The organism is Leifsonia naganoensis (assembly GCF_013410615.1).
GTDB classification, from domain to species: Bacteria; Actinomycetota; Actinomycetes; order Actinomycetales; family Microbacteriaceae; genus Leifsonia; species Leifsonia aquatica.
The window spans coordinates 3,222,787-3,244,862 of the sequence record NZ_JACCHJ010000001.1 but is presented as its reverse complement, the minus strand read 5'-3'; the positions used below and the strand labels follow the sequence as shown (position 1 = coordinate 3,244,862).

At 71.1% G+C, this 22,076-nt stretch carries 25 protein-coding genes; 13 read left to right on the top strand and 12 right to left on the bottom strand.

What is annotated here, in order from left to right; translation table 11 throughout:
- Nucleotides 1-61: 61 nt before the first annotated feature.
- Complete coding sequence (locus HNR14_RS15625) at nucleotides 62-1,024, top strand: zinc-binding dehydrogenase (protein ID WP_179701769.1); 963 nt, start codon at nucleotides 62-64, stop codon at nucleotides 1,022-1,024.
- 21 nt (nucleotides 1,025-1,045) lie between these two features.
- Here the strand turns inward: HNR14_RS15625 and ilvA are convergent, their stop codons facing one another.
- Nucleotides 1,046-2,305, bottom strand: coding sequence for a threonine ammonia-lyase (gene ilvA / locus HNR14_RS15620; RefSeq protein ID WP_179701768.1), 1,260 nt, complete (start codon nucleotides 2,303-2,305; stop codon nucleotides 1,046-1,048).
- Between the two features lie 55 nt (nucleotides 2,306-2,360).
- Nucleotides 2,361-3,605, bottom strand: a complete 1,245-nt coding sequence (locus tag HNR14_RS15615) for an AI-2E family transporter (protein WP_179701767.1) — start codon at nucleotides 3,603-3,605, stop codon at nucleotides 2,361-2,363.
- A 199-nt stretch (nucleotides 3,606-3,804) separates the two neighbouring features.
- Here HNR14_RS15615 and HNR14_RS15610 point away from each other — a divergent pair, with 199 nt between their 5' ends.
- Nucleotides 3,805-5,085: an FtsW/RodA/SpoVE family cell cycle protein gene (locus tag HNR14_RS15610; RefSeq protein WP_179701766.1), complete on the top strand. Its 1,281-nt coding sequence runs from the start codon at nucleotides 3,805-3,807 to the stop codon at nucleotides 5,083-5,085.
- Here the strand turns inward: HNR14_RS15610 and HNR14_RS15605 are convergent.
- The 4 genes from HNR14_RS15605 to HNR14_RS15590 are packed head-to-tail and all read right to left on the bottom strand — an operon-like array spanning nucleotide 5,048 to nucleotide 9,040.
- Nucleotides 5,048-6,127, bottom strand: coding sequence for an ABC transporter ATP-binding protein (locus tag HNR14_RS15605; protein ID WP_179701765.1), 1,080 nt, complete (start codon nucleotides 6,125-6,127; stop codon nucleotides 5,048-5,050). The genes HNR14_RS15610 and HNR14_RS15605 overlap by 38 nt on opposite strands.
- A 2-nt stretch (nucleotides 6,128-6,129) precedes the next feature.
- The gene (locus HNR14_RS15600; protein WP_179701764.1) at nucleotides 6,130-6,945 is read right to left on the bottom strand and encodes an ABC transporter permease; all 816 of its coding nucleotides are present in this window, start codon (nucleotides 6,943-6,945) and stop codon (nucleotides 6,130-6,132) included.
- Nucleotides 6,942-7,901 (bottom strand): ABC transporter permease, encoded by a 960-nt coding sequence (locus HNR14_RS15595; protein WP_425485034.1) that lies wholly within the window; start codon nucleotides 7,899-7,901, stop codon nucleotides 6,942-6,944. Before HNR14_RS15595 ends, HNR14_RS15600 begins: the two co-directional genes overlap by 4 nt.
- A complete protein-coding gene (locus HNR14_RS15590; protein WP_179701763.1) occupies nucleotides 7,901-9,040 on the bottom strand; it encodes an ABC transporter substrate-binding protein in 1,140 nt (379 codons plus the stop codon). The genes HNR14_RS15595 and HNR14_RS15590 overlap by 1 nt, the downstream gene beginning before the upstream one ends.
- A 151-nt stretch (nucleotides 9,041-9,191) precedes the next feature.
- On the opposite strand from HNR14_RS15590, the gene HNR14_RS15585 reads away from it, so the two are divergent.
- Genes HNR14_RS15585 through HNR14_RS15575 form a run of 3 tightly spaced genes read left to right on the top strand, consistent with a single transcriptional unit; the run spans nucleotide 9,192 to nucleotide 11,268 of the window.
- The gene (locus tag HNR14_RS15585) at nucleotides 9,192-10,427 is read left to right on the top strand and encodes a winged helix-turn-helix domain-containing protein (RefSeq protein ID WP_218875784.1); all 1,236 of its coding nucleotides are present in this window, start codon (nucleotides 9,192-9,194) and stop codon (nucleotides 10,425-10,427) included.
- A gap of 15 nt (nucleotides 10,428-10,442) precedes the next feature.
- Complete coding sequence (locus tag HNR14_RS15580) at nucleotides 10,443-10,676, top strand: hypothetical protein (RefSeq protein ID WP_179701762.1); 234 nt, start codon at nucleotides 10,443-10,445, stop codon at nucleotides 10,674-10,676.
- Nucleotides 10,677-10,701: 25 nt separating this feature from the next.
- A complete protein-coding gene (locus HNR14_RS15575; RefSeq protein WP_179701761.1) occupies nucleotides 10,702-11,268 on the top strand; it encodes an AAA family ATPase in 567 nt (188 codons plus the stop codon).
- Here the strand turns inward: HNR14_RS15575 and HNR14_RS15570 are convergent.
- Nucleotides 11,265-12,176, bottom strand: a complete 912-nt coding sequence (locus HNR14_RS15570) for a M48 family metalloprotease (protein ID WP_179701760.1) — start codon at nucleotides 12,174-12,176, stop codon at nucleotides 11,265-11,267. The two genes, HNR14_RS15575 and HNR14_RS15570, sit on opposite strands and share 4 nt — an antisense overlap.
- A 7-nt stretch (nucleotides 12,177-12,183) precedes the next feature.
- Nucleotides 12,184-12,750 carry a LemA family protein gene (locus HNR14_RS15565; RefSeq protein WP_021762881.1) on the bottom strand — a complete coding sequence of 189 codons (567 nt, stop codon included), beginning with the start codon at nucleotides 12,748-12,750 and terminating at the stop codon, nucleotides 12,184-12,186.
- Nucleotides 12,751-12,912: 162 nt separating this feature from the next.
- Between HNR14_RS15565 and HNR14_RS15560 the strand changes: the two genes are divergently transcribed.
- From HNR14_RS15560 to HNR14_RS15525, 8 genes are read left to right on the top strand one after another with little or no spacing between them, the layout of a single operon-like run.
- Entirely contained in the window at nucleotides 12,913-13,533 is a 621-nt protein-coding gene (locus HNR14_RS15560; protein ID WP_343064510.1) for a TetR/AcrR family transcriptional regulator, read from the top strand.
- Between the two features lie 46 nt (nucleotides 13,534-13,579).
- Nucleotides 13,580-14,356 carry an ABC transporter ATP-binding protein gene (locus HNR14_RS15555; protein ID WP_179701759.1) on the top strand — a complete coding sequence of 259 codons (777 nt, stop codon included), beginning with the start codon at nucleotides 13,580-13,582 and terminating at the stop codon, nucleotides 14,354-14,356.
- Nucleotides 14,353-15,087: an ABC transporter permease gene (locus tag HNR14_RS15550; RefSeq protein ID WP_179701758.1), complete on the top strand. Its 735-nt coding sequence runs from the start codon at nucleotides 14,353-14,355 to the stop codon at nucleotides 15,085-15,087. Before HNR14_RS15555 ends, HNR14_RS15550 begins: the two co-directional genes overlap by 4 nt.
- A 53-nt stretch (nucleotides 15,088-15,140) precedes the next feature.
- On the top strand, nucleotides 15,141-15,431 hold the full coding sequence (locus HNR14_RS15545; RefSeq protein WP_155829037.1) for a WXG100 family type VII secretion target: 291 nt from the start codon (nucleotides 15,141-15,143) through the stop codon (nucleotides 15,429-15,431).
- On the top strand, nucleotides 15,422-15,961 hold the full coding sequence (locus HNR14_RS15540; RefSeq protein WP_179701757.1) for a hypothetical protein: 540 nt from the start codon (nucleotides 15,422-15,424) through the stop codon (nucleotides 15,959-15,961). Before HNR14_RS15545 ends, HNR14_RS15540 begins: the two co-directional genes overlap by 10 nt.
- Entirely contained in the window at nucleotides 15,958-16,281 is a 324-nt protein-coding gene (locus HNR14_RS15535; protein ID WP_179701756.1) for a hypothetical protein, read from the top strand. Before HNR14_RS15540 ends, HNR14_RS15535 begins: the two co-directional genes overlap by 4 nt.
- Nucleotides 16,278-17,039, top strand: coding sequence for a hypothetical protein (locus HNR14_RS15530; RefSeq protein ID WP_021758155.1), 762 nt, complete (start codon nucleotides 16,278-16,280; stop codon nucleotides 17,037-17,039). Before HNR14_RS15535 ends, HNR14_RS15530 begins: the two co-directional genes overlap by 4 nt.
- On the top strand, nucleotides 17,036-17,476 hold the full coding sequence (locus tag HNR14_RS15525) for an SUR7/PalI family protein (RefSeq protein ID WP_179701755.1): 441 nt from the start codon (nucleotides 17,036-17,038) through the stop codon (nucleotides 17,474-17,476). The genes HNR14_RS15530 and HNR14_RS15525 overlap by 4 nt, the downstream gene beginning before the upstream one ends.
- 4 nt (nucleotides 17,477-17,480) lie before the next feature.
- Here the strand turns inward: HNR14_RS15525 and HNR14_RS15520 are convergent, their stop codons facing one another.
- The 4 genes from HNR14_RS15520 to HNR14_RS15505 are packed head-to-tail and all read right to left on the bottom strand — an operon-like array spanning nucleotide 17,481 to nucleotide 21,992.
- A complete protein-coding gene (locus tag HNR14_RS15520) occupies nucleotides 17,481-18,803 on the bottom strand; it encodes a D-arabinono-1,4-lactone oxidase (RefSeq protein ID WP_179701754.1) in 1,323 nt (440 codons plus the stop codon).
- Nucleotides 18,800-20,065, bottom strand: coding sequence for an amino acid deaminase/aldolase (locus HNR14_RS15515; protein WP_179701753.1), 1,266 nt, complete (start codon nucleotides 20,063-20,065; stop codon nucleotides 18,800-18,802). Before HNR14_RS15515 ends, HNR14_RS15520 begins: the two co-directional genes overlap by 4 nt.
- On the bottom strand, nucleotides 20,065-21,321 hold the full coding sequence (locus HNR14_RS15510) for an MFS transporter (RefSeq protein ID WP_179701752.1): 1,257 nt from the start codon (nucleotides 21,319-21,321) through the stop codon (nucleotides 20,065-20,067). Before HNR14_RS15510 ends, HNR14_RS15515 begins: the two co-directional genes overlap by 1 nt.
- Nucleotides 21,318-21,992, bottom strand: a complete 675-nt coding sequence (locus tag HNR14_RS15505) for a TetR/AcrR family transcriptional regulator (RefSeq protein WP_179701751.1) — start codon at nucleotides 21,990-21,992, stop codon at nucleotides 21,318-21,320. The genes HNR14_RS15510 and HNR14_RS15505 overlap by 4 nt, the downstream gene beginning before the upstream one ends.
- Nucleotides 21,993-22,076: the final 84 nt, after the last annotated feature.

Sequence of the window (22,076 nt, the reverse complement as noted above, 5' to 3'; positions counted from 1 at the left end):
GGGGGCGTCCACTACCGTGGCCCTCAGTATCGCAGAGTGCGAGCACGACGAGGAGACCACGATGAGAGCAGTGTCCATCCGCCGATTCGGAGACCCGAGCGGGATGGAGGTGGTCGAGGCCCCGTCCCCGGTCGCCGCTGCCGGGCAGGTCGCCATCCGCACCGAGGCCATCGGTGTCGGCGGGGTGGATGCGGTGATCCGGCGGGGCACGCTCGGCGGGTTCGGTTTCCAGGAGGGCCTGATCCCCGGGAGCGAGGTCGCCGGGGTCGTGACCGCGACGGGCGACGGCGTCGACGCATCCTGGATCGGCCGGCGCGTCTGGGCGTTCACGGGGACGGGCGGAGGCTACGTCGAGGAGGCCGTCGCGCAGGTCGCCGACGTGGTCGCACTGCCCGGCGAGCTGACGTCGATCGACGCGGTCACCCTCGGCAGCGCCGCCCCGGTCGCGCACTTCGCGCTCGCCCACGCGCACCTGGCGGCCGGCGAGTCCGTGCTCGTCCGCGGCGCCGCCGGCAGCATCGGGATCGCCGCCGTGGAGCTCGCGGCGCGCGCCGGCGCTGGACCGATCGCCGTCACGACGTCCTCTCCCGCGCGCGGGCAGCGGTTGCGCGAGTTCGGAGCGACCCACGTGCTCGACCGCAGCGGCGCGGGCGATCCCGCCGACCCGGAGAACTTCGACGTGATCATCGACATCGTGGGCGGTGCGGACCTCCCCGGGTTCCTCGACCGGCTCGCGCCGAACGGGCGCCTGGTGCTCGTCGGAGCCGTCGCCGGCTTTCCGCCCGCCGACTTCGGCGCGCACCTGCTGCGGGCGTTCCAGCAGTCGCGCTCGTTCGCGACGTTCAGCCTCGACACCGTGCCGCGGGATGCGCTGCGCTCGGCGCGCACGGAGCTCTTCGCGGCCGCGACGCAGGGCGACCTGCACGCCGTGGTCGAGGCGGTGCTCCCCCTGGATCAGGCGGCGGAGGCCCATCGGCTGATGGACGCCGGCCGGGTGTTCGGGCGGATCGTGCTGACGCCCTGACGACGAGCGGTCGGCGACCGGCTACTCGTAGTCGACGACGGCGTCGTAGCCCGCGGTGCGGAGCGCCTCGATGACCTGCTGCCGGTGCTCGGTGCCGCGGGTCTCGACGCTCACGTCGAGCCCCACCTGGCTGATCTGCAGGCCGCGGCCGTGGCGGGTGTGCAGCACCTCCACCACGTTGGCGTTGACGCCGGCGAGGATCTCGGCGATGCGGGCGAGCTGACCGGGACGGTCGGGCATCATGATCGAGAGCTTGAGGTGGCGGTCGGAGGCGGCGAGGCCGTGCCCGATGACGCGCTGCATCAGCAGCGGGTCGATGTTGCCGCCCGACAGGATGGCGACCGTGGTGCCATCGGCGGCGACCTTGTCGGCGAGGATGGCCGCGACCGCTGCCGCTCCGGCCGGCTCGACGACGAGCTTGGCGCGCTCGAGCAACACCAGCATCGCGCGAGCGATGTCGTCCTCGGTGACGGTGACGACCTCGTCGACCGCGTCGCGGATGATCGAGAAGTTCAGGAGGCCGGGCTTGCTGACCGCGATGCCGTCGGCGATCGTCGGCACCAGTGAGATCTCGGTGGGCTCGCCGGCGGCGAGCGAGACCGGGTAGGCCGCCGCATTCGCGGCCTGCACACCGATCACCCGGATCGTGCGCCCCTCGAGCTGCGCGCGCTGCTTGACCGCGCTCGCGACACCGGAGATGAGGCCGCCGCCACCGATCGGGATGACGATGGTCGTCACCTCGGGGGCCTCGTCGAGGATCTCGAGGCCCAGCGTCCCCTGCCCCGCGACCACGTCGCGATGGTCGAACGGCGGGATCAGCACGGCGCCGGTCTCGGCGGCGAAGTCGGCCGCGGCGCGCAGGGTCTCGTCGACGATGCTGCCGCTCAGCACCACATCGGCGCCGTACGCGCGCGTGGCCTGGAACTTGGGGATGGCGACGCCGACCGGCATGAAGATCGTGGCGTGGATGCCGAGCTCGCGAGCGGCGAAGGCGACGCCTTGCGCGTGGTTCCCGGCCGAGGCGGCGACGACGCCGCGGGCGCGCTCCTCGGCGTCGAGCTTCGACAGCCGGTTGTAGGCGCCGCGGATCTTGTACGACCCGGTGCGCTGGAGGTTCTCGCACTTGAGCAGCACGGGCGCGCCGAGCACGTCGGTCAGGTAGCGCGAGCTCTCCATCGGAGTGGGCTGGGCCACGCGCGACACGATGGCGCGCGCGGCTTCGATCTCGTCCAGGCCGGGGCCGGCGAAGGGAGTGCGCGTGGAGTCGGTCACGGTAGCCACTCGCACAGCCTACTCGCCGCCATATTCCGCGCCGTGTATGCGGTCGGAACGACCATCAGGCCCGGGGGCGACGCACGGCGCGCGGGACGGTCTCCCAGATGGCGCCCGCCGGCGGGCTGAACGCGACCTGCTCCTTCCCGCGCCATGCCCCGCTGGAGATGTAGTGCACCATCACGTTCAGCACGGCGACGAACGGCACCGCGAAGAGGGCGCCCGGGATGCCGGCGAGCAGCGACCCTCCCGCCACCGCCAGCACCACCGCGAGCGGGTGGACCTTGACCGCGGTGCCCATGATGAGCGGTTGCAGCACGTGCCCCTCCACCTGCTGCACCAGAAGGACGACGCCGAGCATGATGAGCGCGAAGACCCAGCCCTTGAACACCAGGGCGATGAAGACGGCGAGGGCGCCGGTGACCACCGCGCCGACGATCGGGATGAACGAGCCGAGGAACACGAGCACGCTGATCGGGATGACCAGGGGCAGACCCAGGAAGAACGCGCCGAGGCCGATGCCCAGGGCGTCGATCGACGCGACGAGGATCTGCACCTTGGCGAAGTTGCGGAGCGTCACCCAGCCCGCCTGCCCGGCGCCGTCGATCGCGGCGCGGGCGTTGCGCGGGAAGATGCGCACGATCCAGCCCCAGATGCTCTTGCCGTCGATCAGGATGAACAGCACGCTGAAGATCGTCAGCAGGGCGCCGGCCAGCACGTGGCCCACCGTCGAGCCCAGGGAGAGCGCACCCGAGATGAAGACCTGGCTGTCCTCCTGGATGGAGGTCCAGAGCGACTGGAAGGCGCCGTTGATCTGGTCCTCGCTGAGGCCGAGGGGGCCGGTCGTGAGCCAGGAGCGGAACTGGTCGAACGCGGCGACCGACTGGGTCTGGAGCTCGTGGCTCTCGCGGCTGACCTGCCAGATCGCGAGGTAGAGAAGTCCGCCGACCACGACGACGAGGGCCACGAGCGCGGCGACGATCGCCAGCCAGCGCGGCCACCCGTGGCGGTGCAGGAGGTCCTTGAACGGCACGAGCAGCGCAGCCAGGAGGACGGCGATCAGCACCGGGATGACGATCAGGCGCAGTTGGACGATGAGGAAGACCACGACAGCGATGACCGCGCCGATGACCAGGAGCCGCCACGACCAGGCACCTGCCAGGCGCACCCCGCGGGGAAGCGACGCATCGACCGGCTCGAGCCCGTCGAGGGACTCCCCGAGCTCGCGGCGTCGGCGCAGGAACCACGATCGCGCGGGTGCGCGGTTCTCGCCAGCGGGCGGGGGGACGGAGGTCTCGCTGTCGGCCATGCCCGTCAGTCTAGGCGGGCTCCTCGCGCTTCCTCAGGGTGCTCTCAGGAGGCGTCGATGAAGTCACAGGGAGCACCCAGGATGGTCGCTCCCCTCCCTCGAGATGACTGGGGCTGCGGTGGGTCGCCGGTCGTGCCCGCGCGCCTCGCCTAGGGTCAGGAGGACAGCGACCACCCTCGATCACAGCGAACAGCACCGCATGACTGCACCTCCCCCCTCCGCGCCCGCGACCGGCGCCGGGCCCCGCCGCATCCTCATCCGATTGAAGGAGAGCGCCGCGCTGCCCTCCGCCTTCGGCACGCTGCTCGCCGCGGTCGTGCTCTTCCTCGTCGTCTTCGGACTCGTGATGGTGCTCTCGGCCTCGTCGGTGGAGTCGTTCACCGACGGCAACGGCTTCTTCGGCCGGTTCGGTTCGCAAGGAGGCTACGCCGTGCTCGGCGTCGTGCTGATGGTGATCGTCGCGCGGCTGCCGCGCCGGACCGTGCAGCGGGTCGCCGTCGTCGTGCTGGTGCTCTCGTGCGTGCTGCAGATCCTCGCCCTCGCGACGCCGCTGGGCGTGAAGATCGGCGACAACACGAACTGGATCCGCATCGGCCCGATCGCCGGCCAGCCGTCGGAGGGCATCAAGCTCGGCCTGGTGATCTGGCTCGGGATGATGCTCGGCCGCCGTCCGGAGGAGCTCCAGGACTGGCGCACCCTGGCCCGACGGATCGTGCCCGTTGCCGGGCCCGCGCTCCTGCTCGTCGTGCTCGGCGGCGACCTCGGCACCACCGTCGTGATGGCGGCGTTCACGCTGGGCGCCCTCTACTTCGCCGGCGTTCGTCTCAAGCACCTGGGCGTCGTACTGGGTGCCGGAGCGTTCGTCGCCATCCTGATCGCCCTCTCCAGCGCCACGCGCCGCGGCCGGATCTCCGCCTTCTTCGGCGGCACGAGCGCGGTCAACCCCGACGTGAACTGGCAGGTCGACAACGCGCACTACGCGCTGGCATCGGGGGGCCTGTGGGGTGTCGGCCTCGGCAACTCCCATGCCAAATGGTCCTGGCTGCCGTCCGCGGACACCGACTTCATCTTCGCGGTGATCGGTGAGGAGCTCGGCCTGATCGGCGCGTGCGTCGTGCTGCTGCTCTTCGCGATGCTGGCCGTGCTGATGGTGCGCCTGGTGCGGACGACGCCGGACCCCGTGGTGCGCATCACCACCGGCACCGTGCTCGTCTGGCTGATCTTCCAGGCGTTCGTGAATATCGGGGTGGTGCTCGGGCTGATCCCGACCCTGGGCGTTCCGCTGCCCTTCATCTCCGCCGGAGGGACGGCGCTCATCGCGTCGCTCGTCGCCATGGGCGTCGTGCTCTCCTATACCCGCCGACCGCCGCGGTCCCCGCTGGACGGGCTCGACCGAGCGCACGTCGCCGCCGGCCGAGCGGGCGGCGACGTGCCCCCGGCCCTCAGACGACCGGGGAGACGGTGGCCGGCGCGCCGCTGAGCGCGATGTTCACGCGCTCCCCGAGGGCGAGCACGTCCCCCGCGGCGTGCTGCACGGCCAGTTCGGTGCCGTCAGCCAGCCGCACGTTCGTGCGCCGGAGCGCGCCGAGGAAGCTGGAGGTCAGCACCTCGCCCGGCAGGCCGTTCGCCCCGAGCACCACGTCCTCGGGCCGGATGTAGGCGGTGACCGGACCGTCGGCCGCGGCCGACGCGAGCGGGACCTCCTGGCCGAGGACGGTGAGCCGGCCCCCTGCGACCGTGGCGGGGAGGCGGTTGGTGAGGCCGACGAACTCGGCGACGAACGCCGATGCGGGCCGGCGGTAGAGCTCCTCCGGCCGGCCGATCTGCTCGATCCCGCCCGCCCGCATGACGGCAACCCGATCGGCGACGGCGAGCGCCTCCTCCTGGTCGTGCGTCACGAAGAACGTCGTGATGCCGAGCTCCGTCTGGATGCGGCGGATCTCCTCCCGCAACTGCACGCGCACTTTGGCGTCCAGCGCGGAGAGCGGCTCGTCGAGCAGCAGCACGCGGGGCCGGGTGACGAGCGCACGCGCCAGGGCGACGCGCTGCTGCTGTCCGCCGGAGAGCTGGTGCGCGTAGCGCGCGCCGTGCTGGCCGAGGCCGACCAGCTCGAGCGCCTCGGCGGCACGGCGGCGTCGTTCGGCGGCGGGCACCTTGCGCATCCGGAGCCCGAACTCGACGTTCTGGGCCGACGTCAGGTGCGGGAAGAGCGAGTACGACTGGAACACCATCCCGAGGTCGCGCCGGTTGGCCGGCTCGTCGGTGACATCCCGGCCGTCGACGAGGATGCTGCCCGCGTCGACGCGCTCGAGCCCGGCCAGGGCACGGAGCGCGGTGGTCTTGCCGCAGCCGCTCGGACCGAGCAGGGCGATCAGCTCGCCCGGCTCGGCCGCGAGGTCGAGCCCGTTCAGGCCGGCGCCGCCGCCGAAGTCGCGGACGAGGCCGCGCAGCTCGACGGTGCTGCCGTGCCCGGCGGCGAGGGTGGGGGCGACCGTGTCGACGGTCGACGGGAGAGCGGACATGCCTAACCTTTCGCGGTGCGCCGCCGGGCCGCGACGAGGCGGTCGACGACGACGAGGAGGACGAAGGCGAACACCAGCGCGAGGAGCGCGAAGATGACCGCGACGAACGGATCGGACTGCGAGACCAGCAGCAACGAGGTCTGCAGGTTCACCCGGCTGAGCAGGGAGGCGATCGTGAACTCGCCGAGCACGACAGCGACCGAGAGCGCGGAGGCGGCGAGGATGCCGCGCCGCAGGTTCGGCACGATCGCGCGCCAGAACACGGTGCCCCATCCCGCGCCCAGCGATCGGGCCGCCTCGCTCAGCGTGATGAGGTCGATGGCCGCGACGTTGCTCTGGATCGCCCGATAGGCGTACGGCAGGACGGTGATCCCGTAGGCGAACGCGAGCGTCCAGGTGCCGGACCCGAAGATCTGCGTGACCACGGCGTACGTCGGCGCCAGGCCGACGACCATCACGATCGCCGGGATCATGATCGGCAGCAGGCAGACGGCCTCCAGCACCCTCCGGAGCCGGGCGAACCGGAGCTCGACCAGCACCATCGTGGGCAGGAGGACGAGGAGCACGATCGCGACCGTCACGACCGCGAGCACCAGCGAGTTGCCGAGGCCCTGGTACACGCGGTCGTAGCGGGTGGTCTCGCCGCTGAAGACGGCCTCCCAGCGATCGAAGCTGTACACGCCGGGCTTCGCGGTGCGCAGGGTGAACTCGAGCATCGAGAGCAGCGGGATGAGGAAGAAGAGGCCCAGCAGCGTCCAGATGATCGTGCGCGCGACCGGCCCCGGGCCGAGCCGCAGCTGCGCGGCGCGCCGGCTCATCGCTGCCACCGGGCGGTGCGGCGCACGAGCGCCGAGTACGCGAGCATGACGACGACCATGACGACCAGCATCCCGAGCGCCATCGCACCGGCGAGGTTGGCGCGACCGAGCACGGTCTCGCTGATGAGCGCCTGGCGGATCTGCAGGGAGACGATGTTGTTCGCCTGCCCGACCAGCGCGGCAGCGGTCGCGTACGACGAGAAGGCGTTGGCGAACAGGAGCAGGAGGCTGCCCAGGAACGACGGCAGCAGGATCGGGCCGCCGACGCGGGTCCAGTAGGTCCAGCGGCTGCCGCCGAGGGTGGCGGTCGCCTCCAGCCACTGCGGGCGCAGCCCCTCCAGCGCCGGCAGGAAGGTGATGACCATGAGCGGGATCTGGAAGTAGAGGTACGGGAGGATCAGGCCGGGCACCGTGTAGAGCCAGACGCCGTTCTCGTAGATGTTGATGTGGAACTGGTTGCGGAGCAGCACCGTGACGAGCCCTTGGGCGCCGATTGTCGCGATGAACGCGAACGCGAGCATGACGCCGCCGAACTGGGCCAAGACGCTGCTGGCCGAGTCGACCAGGGACCGGCCGAAGCCGCCGGGACGCGAGCCGAGGAGCGCGAAGCACAGGGCGGCGCCGGCGATCGCGCCGACGACGGCGGTCACGGCGGAGAGCCAGAAGGCGCCGAAGAACGAGCCGGCGATGGCGGGCTCGGCGAGGCCGCTGAGATTGGCCCAGGTGAACCGGCCCTCCCCGTCCACGAAGCCGCTGCCGACGGCGACAAGCGTGGGCACGGCGAGGAAGATCACGACGTAGAAGGCGAACGGCGTCAGCCCGAGCGCCGCGACGAGGCCGCGCGGCCGGCGGCGGGAACGCGCGGGCCGGGGGCCGGACGGCGGCTGCCGCCGGGTCGCCCCGGCGGCAGCGCTGTCGACCGCCGACGCCGGGGCGTCAGCGAGGGTGCGGGTCATCAGCCGACCGCGTTGGCCCAGGTGGAGTTGAGGAGCGTGCCGGCGTCGGTGGCCTGCTTCTCCGTCATCACGGCGACCTCGTCGAGCTTGCCCGGGAACTCCTTGGTGTCGAGCGTCTTGGCCTTCTCCATGGCGTCGACGCGGGCCGGGTAGGCGCCGCCCTTCAGCCACGCGTTCTGAGCGGCGTCGCTGTAGAGGTACTCCTCCCACAGGCGCGCGGCCGCCGGGTGCGGGGCGTCCTTGTTGATGGCCTGGTTGTAGTAGCCGACGTACGCCTTGCCGGGGAGGACGACGTACTTCCAGTCGATGCCGCCCGACGTGATCGTGTCGGAGGTCGTGTAGCCCTTCTGGTTGAACGACCAGTCGAGCAGGACGGGGGTCTCGCCCGAGGCGATGGTGTTCGGCTTGCCGTCGGCGGCGTTCCAGTTGCCCGCGGCCTTCAGCTTGGAGAACCAGTCGACGCCGGTCGTCAGGTCGTCGAGGCTACCACCGGCCTGAAGGGTCGCCCACGCGACCGCACCGGCCGCGGCGGCCGCCTGGGTCGGGTTGCCGTTGAGCGCGACCGCGCCCTTGAACTCGGGCTTGAGGAGGTCGTCGAAGGTCTTCGGCGGCGTCTTGATCTTGTTGGCGTCGTAGCCGACCGCCATCACGCCGTAGTAGCCGACCTTCCAGAGGCCGTCCTTCTCCTTCTGGTCGGCGGGGATGTCGTCCCAGCCGGTCGGCTTGTACGGCGCGAAGTACTCGGTGTTGGCGAGCGCGACGGACGAGCCGATGTCGAAGGTGTCGGGCGCGGTGTCCTGCCCCTTGAGCTTCTTGGCGGCGTCGATCTCCTCCTGGCTGGAGGCGCTGTCCTGGCTGGGGTTGATCGTGATGCCGTACTTCTTGGTGAAGCCGTCGAAGATCTCCTGGTAGTTCGCCCAGTCGCCGGGGGTCGCGATGATGTTGAGGCTGCCCTCCTTCTTCGCGGCGGCGACGAGTGCGTCCATGCCGCCGGCCGAGGCGACGTCGGTGGCGGTGGATGCCTTGTTGCTGTCGGCGGTGCTGCTTGCGTCCGCTCCGCCCGAGCAGGCGGCGAGCGAAAGGGCGACCACGGTGGCCGCGGCCGCGAGGCCGGCGACGCGTGCGCGCTTGTTGATCACGGAATATCCTCCAGTGCACGGGTTAGACCGGGCGTGCGCCCGGTCCGACTGCCACGGTAGGCAGCGCGGGAGACGCGCCGGCCAGCGAGCGGTGACGCGCAGGTGAACTCGTGGTGTCGGCCGTCCTCGATAGGGTCGACCCGTGGTCGCACTGGTCTCCGCCGAACTCCGTTCCCCCGACGTCGTCTCCCCCGCGCTCGCGCGTCGCATCGCGCTCGGTGCCCAGGGCTTCGGGCGTCCGCGGCCTGCGGTGGTGGGCACCCGGCAGCTGAACGGCCTCGTGGACCGGCTCAACCTGCTGCAGATCGATTCCGTGAACGTCTTCGAGCGCAGCCACTACCTCCCCGCCTTCGCCCGGCTCGGCGCCTACGACCGCTCGCTGCTCGACCGGCTGACGTTCGACGCCCGCGGCCCGCACACCGAGTACTGGGCGCACGAGGCCGCGTTCATGCGCAAGGAGGACTGGCCGCTGTTCCGCTGGCGGATGGAGTCGTACCGCCGGAGGTACGGCGCCGACAGCTGGTTCGAGGCCAACCGCGAGACGGTCGAGTGGCTGCGCCGGGAGCTGGCGGCGAGCGGCCCCCTCGCCGCGAGCGAGATCGAGCACGACGCCAACACACGCACCGGGCCGTGGTGGGGCTGGTCGGCCGTCAAGCGGGCTCTCGAATTTCTCTTCCTGTTCGGCGAGGTCGCCATCGCGGGCCGCACCCGCTTTCAACGCCGGTACGCCCTCGTGGAGGACGTGCTCGACGCGAGCGTGCTCGACCGGTCCGTCACTACGGAGGACTCCGTCCGCGAGCTCATCCGCCGCTCCGCGGTCGCACACGGCATCGGCACCGCGAACGATTTCGCCGACTACTACCGCATCAAGGTCGCGCCCGCGACGGCGGCGATCCGCGACCTGGAGGACGCCGGCGAGCTCATCCCCGTCCGGGTGCCCGGGTGGGAGTCGGGTGGCCGGCCCGCGGCGGCGTGGATGCACCGCGACGCGCGGCGTCCTCGTCGCATCGAGGGTGCCGCACTGCTGTCACCGTTCGACCCCGTCGTGTGGTTCCGTGACCGCGGTCTGCGGATGTTCGGCTTCCACTACCGCATCGAGATCTACACTCCCGCTCCACAGCGCGTCTACGGTTACTACTCGCTGCCGATCCTGCTCGACGACGCCCTGGTCGGCCGCATCGACCTCAAGAGCGACCGTCAGGCCGGCGTGCTGCGCGTGCAGTCCGCGTGGACCGAGCCTGGCGCGCCCGCGGCGACCGCGGAACGCCTCGGGCCGCTCCTGGCCGAGACCGCCGCCTGGCAAGGGCTCGGCACCGTGGAAGTCTCGCCGGGTGCCCGCGGAAACCTCGTGCCGACGCTCAGCGCCGAACTGGCGACCCTCGGCTGACCGGGACGACGGACGATGGACGAAGCCGACACTGACGACAGACCGTCGCACTACGTCGCCGTCCTGGTGAATCCGGACGGCTCCGTGTACACGGAGGTCGAGCTGGCCTTCGTCGACGGCGCCCCGGCGGACCCGGTGCGGGACGTCGTGACCGTGGGCGAGCAGACGGTCACCACGGTGTGGCGACCGATCGACGAACCGCCCACCGGGCACCGGGTGCGCTACCGGCTGGCGACGGGCGCACGCTGACCTCGACCACGGCTAGGGTGACGGGATGCGGATCGTCGTCTCCGGAACCCACGCCAGCGGGAAGAGCACCCTCGTCTCCGACTTCGCGCTTCGCCATCCGGGCTTCACCGTGCTGCCCGACCCTTTCGATCTCATCGACGAGATGTGGGACGGTCCGAGCGCAGCGATGTTCGCCTCCCAGCTCCGGATCGCAGCGGATCGGCTCGAGCCCGGTCGGGACGCGGGCGACGTCATCGCCGAGCGCGGCCCCCTCGACTTCCTCGCCTATCTGGTGGCTCTCGGCGAGACCACCGGATCCGTCCCCTCTCCCGAGCTCCTCGAACGCTGCGCGGAGATCACTGCTGCGGCATTGCGGCACGTCGACCTGCTCGTCGTGCTGCCCCTCACCGCGGCGGATCCGATCGACGTCGGTGAGGACGAGGATCCTGAACTGAGAAGCGCGATGGACGACGCCCTTCTGGAGCTCATCGACGACCCCGACCTCGTCGGGACGAACCTGGTCGTCGAGGACGTCGTCGGCACGCCGGAGGAGCGACTCGCCCTGCTTGAGGCGCTGGCGAGCGAGCGAGGCGCGTCGCAGACGCGCTCCTAGAAGCCGGCGCCCATCTTCTCGAGGCGTTCGACGCGCTCGGGGATCGGCGGGTGGGTGCTGAACAGGCGGCTCATCAGGCTCGGCTTGAGCGGCTCGGCGATCCACAGGTGCGCCATCGAGGTGTTCTGCTTGCGCATCGGCTGCGCGTAGGTCTCCAGCTTGAGCAGAGCGCTCGCGAGCGCGTCCGGGTGACGAGTGGTCATCGCCCCCGTCGCGTCGGCCAGGTACTCGCGCTGACGCGAGACGGCCAGCTGGATGAGGGTGGCGAGCAGCGGCGCGACGATCGCGGCGACGAGGCCGAAGACGAGGATGACGGGGTTGCCGCCTCCACCGCCGCCGTTGTTGTTGTTACCGCCGCGATTGTTCCCGCCGATGGCGCCGAAGAATGCCATGCGCATGAAGATGTCGGCGACGAGGCCGATCGCGACGGTCAGCCCGAAGACGATCATCGAGAGCCGGATGTCGTAGTTGCGCACGTGCCCGAGCTCGTGCGCCATCACGCCCTCGAGTTCGGCGTCGGTCATGATGTCGAGCAGCCCGGTGGTCGCGGCGACGGAGGCGTGCTCCGGGTCGCGCCCGGTCGCGAAGGCGTTCGGTGCCGGATCGTTCACGATGTAGACCGCCGGCATCGGCGTCCCGGTCGCGATCGAGAGGTTCTCGACGACGTTCCAGAGCCGCGGGTTGTCGGCCTTCGTGATCTGCACGGCCCCCGACATGCTGAGCGCCTGGCTGCTCGCCATGAAGTACTGGAACACCGAGAAGAGCACGGCGCCGATCACGATGACGACGAAGATCGTCCAGCTGTTGTAGAGGTACGCGGCCAGCCAGCCGAGCGCGCCGATGATGATCAGGAACAGCAGGATGATGAAGACGGTGTTGCGCTTGTTCCTGGCGATCGCTCTGTACATCGAGGCCCTAGAACTGGACGCGCGGAGGTTCGGCGATCGCGGCGAGGTTGTCGACCTCGAAGAAGTCGCGCTCGCTGAAGCCCAGGCGACGGGCGAAGAGGTTGTTCGGGAACACCTTGATCTTGGTGTTGAACTCGCGGACGCCACCGTTGTAGAACCGGCGCGACGCCTGGATCTTGTCCTCGGTGTCGACGAGGTCGGCCTGCAGCCGGAGGAAGTTCTGGCTCGCCTGCAGCTGCGGGTACGCCTCGGCCACCGCGAAGATGCTCTTCAGGGCGGACTGCATGTGGCCCTCGGCCACGGACGCGTCGGCCGGTCCCTGGGCGGACAGCGTCTCGGCGCGCGCCTGGGTGACCGCCTCGAAGACGCCCTTCTCGTGCGCCGCGTAGCCCTTGACCGTCTCGATGAGGTTCGGTATGAGGTCGGCACGGCGCTTGAGCTGCACCGTGATGTCGCTCCACGCCTCGTCCACGCGCACCTTGAGCGTCACGAGGGAGTTGTACGTGGCCCACAGGTAGATCCCGATGATCGCGACGATCACGACGACGATGATGACCGGAATGAGCCATTCCATTTTCGGGTACTCCTTGCGTGGGGGCGCGGACGGTTGGGGCGCACGATCATCCTAACGGCGGTCGATGTGCCTCCCACCGCCTTCCCATGACTCTCAAAGCTAGGTGGCGGGCACCTCCGAGATCGCGGCTGTGCGAAGGACCCCGGGGTGCACAATGGACGCGTGAGCGAGGTGGCCGAGCGGCGCGGCAGAGGGCGTCCGCGCAAGGCGCGCGGGGCGGCGTCCGCACGCGACGCGATCGTGCGCGCCGCCGCGGAGGAGTTCGTCGAGCGCGGCTACGAGGCCGCCTCCTTGCGCGCGGTCGCCCGGCGGGCGGGCGTCGACTCCGCCCTTGTCCACCACTACTTCGACGGCAAGGCGGACCTGTTCGCCGCCGCCCTGGAGGCACCCCTGCGCCCGGACCGGGTCCTGGACGTCGTGCTCAGCGCCCCGCGCGAGGAGATCGGCGAGCGCCTCGTCGGCTACCTGTGCGAGCAGCTCGACGACGGCCCGGCCGCGGGACGGATGGTCGTCGTGCTCCGCACGGCGCTCGGCAGCGGTCCGGGGACGCGCATGGTGCGCGAGTTCCTGACCCGTGAGGTGTTCTCCCGCCTCGCCGCCCTGAACGACGGCGCGGACGACGCCGAGCTGCGCGCCGATCTGGCCTCGGCGCAGATCGTCGGCCTCATCGTGACCCGCTACGTGCTGAAGCTGGAGCCGGTGGCGGCGGCGTCGGCGGACGAGCTGGCGCGCCGGGTGGGCCCGGTGCTGCAGTGGCACCTGTTCGGAACGCCCCTCGGCTAGCCGCCGCTCTTGACCCGGCGGTGCGCACCGGCGAATAATTCACCACATGATGAATTACTCGCCCGGCACGGAGACACCCGCCGATGCCGCCGTCGTCGTGGACGGCCTGCGGGTGAAGCGCGGCCGGGCGATGGTGCTCGACGGGCTGTCGATCAGCGTGCCCCGCGGGCAGGTCGTGGGGCTGCTCGGACCGAGCGGGTGCGGCAAGACCACCCTGATGCGCTCGATCGTCGGCGTGCAGCGCGTGGCCGGCGGCACCGTGACTGTGCTCGGGCAACCGGCGGGGACCGCAGCGCTGCGGCACCGGGTCGGCTACGTCACCCAGTCCGCCAGCGTCTACGACGACCTGACCGTGACGCAGAATCTGCAGTACTTCCGCCGGGTGCTGGGAGCGGGCGCCGACGACGTGGCGCGCGCGATCGCGGCCACCGACCTCGGCGCGAACGCCGCCCAGCTCGTCTCCACGCTCTCGGGAGGACAGCGCAGCCGGGTCTCCCTCGCCGCCGCCCTGCTCGGCTCCCCCGACGTCCTCGTCCTGGACGAGCCGACCGTCGGCCTCGACCCGCTGCTCCGCGCCGACCTCTGGGACCTGTTCCACCGCCTCGCGGAGGGAGGCACCAGCCTCCTGATCTCCAGCCACGTGATGGACGAGGCGACCCGCTGCGACCGCCTGCTGCTGATGCGGGAGGGCGCCGTCATCGCGGACAGCACACCGGACGAGCTCCTCGCCGAGACCGGTGCGGTGGATGCGGAGGGTGCGTTCCTCGCCCTGCTGCGCCGGCGGCATCCGCGCCACCAGCTGCCGGACGGGGACGAGCGATGAACGCGACCCGCACCTTCGCCACCGCGGGCCGGGTGCTCACACAGATCCGGCACGATCCGCGCACCGTCGGCCTCCTCGTCCTCGTCCCCGCTCTGCTGACCGGCCTCGTGGCGTGGATCTTCACCGACACGGACGTGTTCCAGACCATCGGGCCGGCGATGCTGGCGCTCTTCCCCTTCATCGTGATGTTCCTCGTGACGAGCATCACCACGCTGCGGGAGCGGCGGACCGGCACGCTGGAGCGCCTGCTCTCCATGCCGCTCGGCAAGGGCGACTTCCTCCTGGGCTACACGCTCGCGTTCGCGCTGCTGGCGATCGTCCAGTCGTGCGTCGCCGTCGGCTTCGCCGTCTGGGTCTGCGGGCTCGACATCGCGGGGAACGTCTGGCTGCTGCTCGCCGTGGCGGTGGCCGACGCCATCCTGGGGACGACGCTCGGCCTCTTCGTCAGCGCCTTCGCGCGCACGGAGTTCCAGGTGGTGCAGTTCATGCCCGTCATCGTCTTCCCGCAGGTGCTGCTCGGCGGGGTCTTCCTCCCGCGCGACCAGCTCCCGGATGTGCTGCACGCGATCAGCGACTGGCTCCCGCTCTCCCACGCCATCGACGCCCTGAACGCCGTCGCGACCGACTCGCATGACGCGGCATACGTCGGCGGCGAGCTGCTCATCATCGGCGCGTTCTCGCTCGGCGCCGTGGTGCTGGGCGCGCTGACGCTCCAGCGCCGAACGCCCTGAACCGTGCTGGCACGGATGGGCAGCGCCGGAGACACCGGGCTAGGGTGATCACCGTGAGCGTCGAGTACGGAATGGAACTCGGCGGCATGGGGGCTCTTGTCGACAAGCTGCGCTCTGCCGTCCGAGACATCGAAACGGAACTGTCCACCCTGGACGAGCAGGCCGCACGCCTGCGCTCCTCCTGGACCGGAGAGGCCTCGGCGGCCTACGACCGGGCCCACGCCGAATGGACGGCCTCGTTGAGCGCGCTGAACGCGGCGCTCGACCGGTCCGCTTCCGCCGCCGAGAACGCGGTCAACCGGCACCTCGCCGCGCGTGCGGAGGTGGCGGCCCTGTGGAAGTGAGGCCCGGACTCGATGCGGACCCGGCGGCGCGGTCGCGACGGCTGCTCGCCGAGGCGCGTGCCGTGCAGGCCGACCTCGCCGCCTTCCTCGCGTCGTCGCGCGCCCAGCTCGCGGAGGGCTTCGGACCTCCAGCGGTGACCGCCGAGTACGGCGAGGACGGCGTGCTGGCTTATCTCCGGATCGATGCGGAGGCGCGCAAGCAGCTCACGGAGGCCCAGCTCCTCGCGCAACTCGAGGCGGCGCTCATCGTGAGCCCGGCCATCGGCGTCTCCGGCGACCCGCGAGCGCTCGCCCGCCGGCTGAACGCGCTGATCGCCTCCGCATCCGCGCAGCAGGAGCGACGAGCGCGCGAGGAGTTCTCGACCCGCGACGGCGCCCTCACGCTGCAGAGCGTCGACGGCCGGCCGGTCGGTGTCACGACCCGGCCGGGCTGGGTCCTGTCCGAGCCGTCGACGGAACTCGGCTCGGCGATCGTCCAGCTCGCACGACAGGCGGCGGTGGCCGCCGAAGACGAAAGGGGGACGGTGTGACCGACACCGTGGTCATCAACGGAGCCGTTCTCGAGAAGGACGCCGAGAGCGTGTGGCAGGCCGGCGCAGACACCCTGAAGGGGATGACGTCCGCACTGCCCACCATCGCTGCTCCCGATTTCTCGATCATCCCCGGCGGCCAGGAGGCGGCGAAGCTCTACGTGACCGCCCGCCAGGCCCTCGCCGACTACATGGACGGCGGCCAGAGCGAGTTCCTCGCGTTCGAGCACCTGCTGCTGCAGACCGCGATCGCGTACGGGAAGGCGCACGGCGCCACCGTCGAGGACATCACCCGCATGGAGAAGGAGCTCGAATCATGAGCTACGTCGACGTCATCCGCGACCAGATCGTCGAGCAGCTGGAGTCGGGACAGAAGGGCCTCGACTGGATCGACAGCAACGGCCCCTCCATCATCCGGACCGCGCTGAACATGTATCTCGACACGGTCCTCCACCTGCCGGTGCCTGGCTTCGTCACCGACCGGCTGGCCAATGAGGCCATCGAGAAGATGCACGAGGCGACGAAGGAGATCCGCAAGTCGCTCGAGGAGGCGGAGCGGCAGATCGCCTACGTCGGAAGCCCCGACCGGCTCCGTGCCGCCGCGTCCGCCATCGGCGACAAGGTCGTCACCCCGGCGCGCGACCTCGCGTCCGGCATCGTCCTCGGCAAGCTGCCCTCGACCTCCCCCTCCAACTGGAACGACGGGGAGGCCAGCGGCAACTACGTGCGCGCCGTGGACGGCCGCGACGACGCGGTGACGGCGATCGACACGTATGCGAACCCGATCTCCTCGGCGCTCGACGACCTGGCCGACGCCATCGAGAACTACTACCTCTCGCTGCTCGCAGCGGTGGTGGGCGTATGCACCTTCATCCTCAGCATGGTCGAGACCATCCTGAGCCTGGTCGGCGTCATCACGGCGCCGGCGGCGATCATCGGCGTCGTCGGGATGCTGCTCGGCGGGATCACCGCCGGGATAGCCATCTTCCAGCTCGCCGTCACCGCGGAGCAGAACGCGCGATCCATCACCGGCGGCCTGAGCGGAGACGTGCCCGAGTGGCCGAGGGTCCTCGCGTGACCGCCCCGGCGACGTCGGGCGTCGCGCTCCCTGATGCCTTCGGCGGCTCGATCCGCACGTGGCGGGCCGTCGGCGTCACCGCGCTCAGCGTGGCGATCCTGGGTGCGTTCGCCGTGCTCGTGCTGCTTTTCGTCGGCCTGTACGCGCACAACTATGCGCCGCTGCTGATCACCGGGCTCGTCACGGCGGTGCTCGCGCTGATCGGGATCGTCTCGGTGTTCGTGCTGCTCGCGAAGCAGAACGACCAGCGCAACGCCCTGTCCGACGCCCTCACGCTCGGCGGACACCCGGGCGTCGACGTCCGTCGGCTCCAGGTCGGCCGCCCGGTGCCGTCGCCGCAGGGCGTCGAGCTGCGGCTGCGGCGCGAGAAGGACGACGCGGGGGCGCCCTGGCTCCTGGTCGACGCGTACTCCTACGCGCCGCGCCCGACGGCGTAGCCGCCTACTCCCCCAGCACGCGCCGCAGGTAGGTGTTCTCGAAGCGGCGCTGCGGGTCCAGGCGGTCGCGCACGGCGAGGAAGTCGTCGAACCGCGGGTACACGGTGCGCAGCGAGTCCGCGTCACGGTAGTGCATCTTGCCCCAGTGCGGGCGGCCTCCGTGCGCCATCATGATCTGCTCGACCGCGTGGAAGTACGCGCTCGGGTCCTCCCGGTAGTAGCGGTGCACGGCGATGTAGCCGGTCTCTCGGCCGTACGCGGTCGAGAGCCAGTTCTCGTCAGCGGCGGCCGAGCGCACCTCGATCGGGAACGAGATGCGCCACCCGCGCTTCTCGATGAGGGCCTTCACCTCGTCGAGCGCCTCCGGAACCGCCTCGCGCGGGATCGCGTACTCCATCTCGCGGAAACGCACCGTCCGATTCGTGACGTAGACCCGTGGCGAGTGATCGGTGAAGTCGCGGTTGCCGGTGAGCTTCTGCGCGAGCCGGCTGAACGGCGGCACGATCGCCGGGACCACGGTGCCGACCGCGCACACGCCGCGGTAGAGGCCGTTGGCGAGGAACTCGTCGTCCATCCACCGCCCGACCGGTGAGAGCGGGGCGCGCTTCTCGGTGAGCGGCAGCCGGGTGTTGGTCTTGGTGAGCGCCGTCTCGGTGTGCGGGAACCAGTAGAACTCGAAGTGGTCCTCACCGGCCGACCGGTGCAGGTAGCCGTCGAGCGCGTCCTGCAAGGGCTCCGGCCGTTCGACGGCCTGGAGCAGGAAGGCGGGCACGCACTGGAGGGTGATGTCGAGGATGACCCCGAGCGCGCCGAGCCCGAGCCGCGCGGCCGGGAGCAGCTCGGCGTTCTCGGTCTCGCTGATCCGCAGCACCTCCCCCTCGCCGGTCACGAGGGTGAGCGCGACGATCTGGGTGGCGAGGCCGCCGAACGACCCGCCTGTGCCGTGCGTGCCGGTGGAGGTCGCACCCGCAATGGTCTGGCGGTCGATGTCGCCCATGTTCTGCAGGGCGAGGCCGTGCGGGCGCAGCAGGGCCGGGAGCTGGTGCAGGTGGGTCCCGGCCGCGAACGTGACACGGCCGCGCTCGAGGTCGACATCCAGGACGCCGGTGAGCGACTCCAGGTCGAGGAGCACCCCGGGGGCGGCCGAGATGGCGGTGAAGCTGTGCCCGGCCCCGATCGCCTTGACGCGCATCCCCTGCTTCGCGGCTGCGGCGACGGCGCGCTGCACCGCGTCCGGGGTGGCCGGCCGCTCGATGCGCTGAGGGCGGATGGACTCGCTGCGACCCCAGTTGCGCCAGACGCCGGTGCGGCCGTCGACCGCCGTCACAGGAACACCTTGCCCTCGCCGCGGTAGCTCGGGGTCTCGCCGACGACCGTCGCGCGGCCGTCGACGACGTCGACGAGGTGGAAGACGTCGACGTGCTCGCTCAGCTCGCCGGACTTGGTGTGACGCAGCCAGACGCGGTCGCCGATGCGCATCACACTGGCGGCGGCGCCGGTCAACGGTGTCTGCACCTCGCCGGCCATCTCGCGGTCGACCATCGACAGGCCGGTCGGCCAGACGACCTTCGGCATCCGATCGGTGCCGGGAGGCCCGGACGCGATCCACCCGCCGCCGAGGAGCGTCGCGATGTCCGGGCTCGGGCGCCGCACGACGGACAGGGCGAAGGAGGCCGCCGGAGCGGGACGGAATCCGCGGTAGGTGTCGAACAGGTGACCGCCGAACAGGCCGCTTCCGGCCGCGATCTCGGTGACCGAGTCATCCCGGCCGGTGAACTCCAGCGAGCCGGTCCCGCCGCCGTTGACGAACTCCAGGTCGGCGAGCGCGCGCACAGCCGCGACCGCCTCCCCGCGCCGGGCGAGCAGTTCGTCCTGCGAGTTCTTCTGCACCCAGCGCAGTGTTGCACCCCAGGCGGGACGACCGGTCGGGTTGTCGCCCTGGCCGGCGATCTGCGCCTCGTAGCCCATCATGCCGACCAGCTCGAAGCCCGGGCGGCGCACGATCTGCTCGGCGACCGCGCGCACCTGCTCGACGGTGTGCAGCGGCGACCGGAAGACGCCGATGTGGCCGAGGACCGGAGCGTCCCACGAGGAGTCGAGCTCGAGGCAGAGGCGGATGCGCTCGCGCTCGGCGGGCGGCACGACCGCGTCGATGAAGTCGAGGTGCGCGACGGAGTCGACCATCAGCGTGACCCGGGCGGCGAGCTCCGGCGAGTGCGCGAGCCGGGCGATGGCGCCGCGGTCCGCCGTGGGGTAGCCGACGACCACATCCTCGATCGGCGGGTGCTCGGCATCCCCTTCGGCCAGCCAGAGCGCCTCGGGGAGGGTGTACGCCAGAACGCCCGCATAGCCGGGCAGGGCGAGCACCGCGTCGAGCACCGAGCGCACGCGCACCGACTTGGACGCGACGCGGATGGGCTTTCCGCCCGCACGGCGCAGCATGTCGTGCGTGTTGTGGCGCAGCGCCGGGAGGTGCAGCACGGCGAGCGCCGGGTCCAGCCGGGTCGTCGCGGCCGACAGGGACGGCCAGAACACGTCGGGCGTGGTCCAGGTGCGTTGGGCGGGGGTGGGCGGGGTGGTCAGATCCATCAGCGCACCGCTTTCACTCGGGCGACCGCGAGAGCACCCGCGAACGCGAACAATCCGGACAGGATGAAGAGGCCCATGAACCCGCCGAGCGCGGCGACGATGCCGGCGCCGATCAGCGGCGCCATCGCCTGGGGGACGGCGGTGGCGATGTTCATGATGCCGAGGTCTTTGCCGCGGCTCTCCGGGTCGGGGAGCACCTGGGTGGCGAGGGCCTGGTCGACCGACAGGAAGCAGCCGTAGCCGAGCCCGAGGAGGCCGGCCGCGATCATCGCCGCGGTCAGCTCGGGGACGAACGCCAGCAGCAGGGCGGCGACGCCCTGGATCGCCGACGACAGGAAGACGAACGCCTTGCGGCGCCCCAGCTTGTCCGAGAGCCGCCCGAAGACGAGCGACGCGATGATGACGAACACCATGTAGATGAGGATCAGGATGAGGAGGTCGTCGTCGGCGTCCGGATCCTTGAGCCCGAACTCGAGGAAGTACAGCAGCAGCGAGGTGCCGAACGCGTTGCCGAAGTTGACCAGGATGCGGCTGAGCAGGGTCCAGCCGAAGTCCGGGTGCTCGCGCGGGCTGATCCAGAGCCCCTCGATGAGGCTGCGCGCCGTCATGGGCTGACGCAGCTGCTTCGGGAGCACAGCGTCGGGCAGGAAGAGGAAGGGCAGCACCAGGACGAGCAGGAGCACCGCCATCGCCGCGTAGCCGACGACCGCGCCGACGAACACGTAGGTGACGAGCGAGACGCCGAGGATGATGCCGATGGCCTGCGGGGCACTGATCCAGCCCGACACGTATCCGCGCTGCGCGACGGGCACCTGGTCGCTGATCGTCGCGGTGAGCGCGGCCGTCAGGACGCAGAACCCGGTGAGGGCGAGGGACCAGAAGACGCCGATGCCGACGATCGAGGTCTGCAGGCCGAGCAGGAGGAGCGAGACGGCGAAGAGCAGCGCGCCGCCGGCGATCCAGGGCCGCCTCCTGCCGAACCGGCTGGTCGTGCGGTCGGAGAGGGCGCCGGTCAGCGGGTAGGCGATGATCGCACAGACCCCCGAGATGCCCGAGATGATGCCGAAGACGACGACGTTGTCGACCCAGTAGGTGGTGTGCAGCTGGGTCTGCACCTGATCGGGCAGCAGCTTCTGGATGGGCGCGAGCTGCGCCATCCACACCCCCAGCCAGGCGATGGCGAAGAAGGCGATCCAACGGCCCGGGATGCGGCGCGTGGGTTCGGCGAAGACCGCCGGGGTGGATGTGTCGGTCATCGGGCACCTGCGTTCGGGAAGAGGGATGCGGAGGGTGACGCGGGTGGTGCGGGCGGTGCGGGTGGTGCAGGTGGTGCGGTCGTCGCCAGGGCGGCGAGCGCCCCCGCGGCGAAGTCGATGGTGGCGGCCGCGGCGCGGTCGTCGCGGGTGGCGAGCCAGGCGACGGTGAGGCCGTCGGTCAGGGTGACGAGCAGGCGGGCGACGTCGGCCGTCGGAAGCGACCAGGTGGTCCCGGTCAGCGTCGCGGCGTCGGCGGCCGCCCGTTCGGCGACCTCGTAGTACCGCTCGTACTGGCGCGCGGCGAGCGGCGCGAAGCCCGGATCGCGCAGCGCCCACTGGGTGAGCTCGAACATCGCCTTCTCGCGATCGGGGTCGGCCCGGACGCCCTCGAAGTAGTGCTCCAGCCCGCTGCGGATCGCGTCGCGCAGGTCGGCGGGAGGCGGGTCGAACGCCGGCTCCAGGTCGGACTGCTCCCCCGCGACCGCGAGCTCGACCAGTTCGGCGATCAGCTCGTCGCGGGAGGAGAAGACGTAGTGAAAGCTCGCCAGCGGCATCCCGGCCTCGGCGACGATGCGGCGCGTGGTGGCGGCGGCAACGCCGTCCCGGGCGACCACACGGAGGGCAGCCTGAACGAGGGCGGTACGACGAGCGGCGGGCGGGATGCGCGTCATCGGAGTCTCCTCGGGATGCCTCGTGCGACGGTGCGCGAGAAAGTGGGACGGTTGACCCAGATGTCAGTATGCCCCAAATCCGGC

Coding starts and splice junctions, on each gene's coding strand:
- HNR14_RS15625 (WP_179701769.1), top strand. CDS start 62: ATGAGAGCAGTGTCCATCCGCCGATTCGGAGACCCGAGCGGGATGGAG.
- HNR14_RS15615 (WP_179701767.1), bottom strand. CDS start 3,605: ATGGCCGACAGCGAGACCTCCGTCCCCCCGCCCGCTGGCGAGAACCGC.
- HNR14_RS15610 (WP_179701766.1), top strand. CDS start 3,805: ATGACTGCACCTCCCCCCTCCGCGCCCGCGACCGGCGCCGGGCCCCGC.
- HNR14_RS15605 (WP_179701765.1), bottom strand. CDS start 6,127: ATGTCCGCTCTCCCGTCGACCGTCGACACGGTCGCCCCCACCCTCGCC.
- HNR14_RS15600 (WP_179701764.1), bottom strand. CDS start 6,945: ATGAGCCGGCGCGCCGCGCAGCTGCGGCTCGGCCCGGGGCCGGTCGCG.
- HNR14_RS15595 (WP_425485034.1), bottom strand. CDS start 7,901: ATGACCCGCACCCTCGCTGACGCCCCGGCGTCGGCGGTCGACAGCGCT.
- HNR14_RS15580 (WP_179701762.1), top strand. CDS start 10,443: ATGGACGAAGCCGACACTGACGACAGACCGTCGCACTACGTCGCCGTC.
- HNR14_RS15575 (WP_179701761.1), top strand. CDS start 10,702: ATGCGGATCGTCGTCTCCGGAACCCACGCCAGCGGGAAGAGCACCCTC.
- HNR14_RS15570 (WP_179701760.1), bottom strand. CDS start 12,176: ATGTACAGAGCGATCGCCAGGAACAAGCGCAACACCGTCTTCATCATC.
- HNR14_RS15565 (WP_021762881.1), bottom strand. CDS start 12,750: ATGGAATGGCTCATTCCGGTCATCATCGTCGTCGTGATCGTCGCGATC.
- HNR14_RS15555 (WP_179701759.1), top strand. CDS start 13,580: ATGATGAATTACTCGCCCGGCACGGAGACACCCGCCGATGCCGCCGTC.
- HNR14_RS15550 (WP_179701758.1), top strand. CDS start 14,353: ATGAACGCGACCCGCACCTTCGCCACCGCGGGCCGGGTGCTCACACAG.
- HNR14_RS15530 (WP_021758155.1), top strand. CDS start 16,278: ATGAGCTACGTCGACGTCATCCGCGACCAGATCGTCGAGCAGCTGGAG.
- HNR14_RS15515 (WP_179701753.1), bottom strand. CDS start 20,065: ATGGATCTGACCACCCCGCCCACCCCCGCCCAACGCACCTGGACCACG.
- HNR14_RS15510 (WP_179701752.1), bottom strand. CDS start 21,321: ATGACCGACACATCCACCCCGGCGGTCTTCGCCGAACCCACGCGCCGC.
- HNR14_RS15505 (WP_179701751.1), bottom strand. CDS start 21,992: ATGACGCGCATCCCGCCCGCCGCTCGTCGTACCGCCCTCGTTCAGGCT.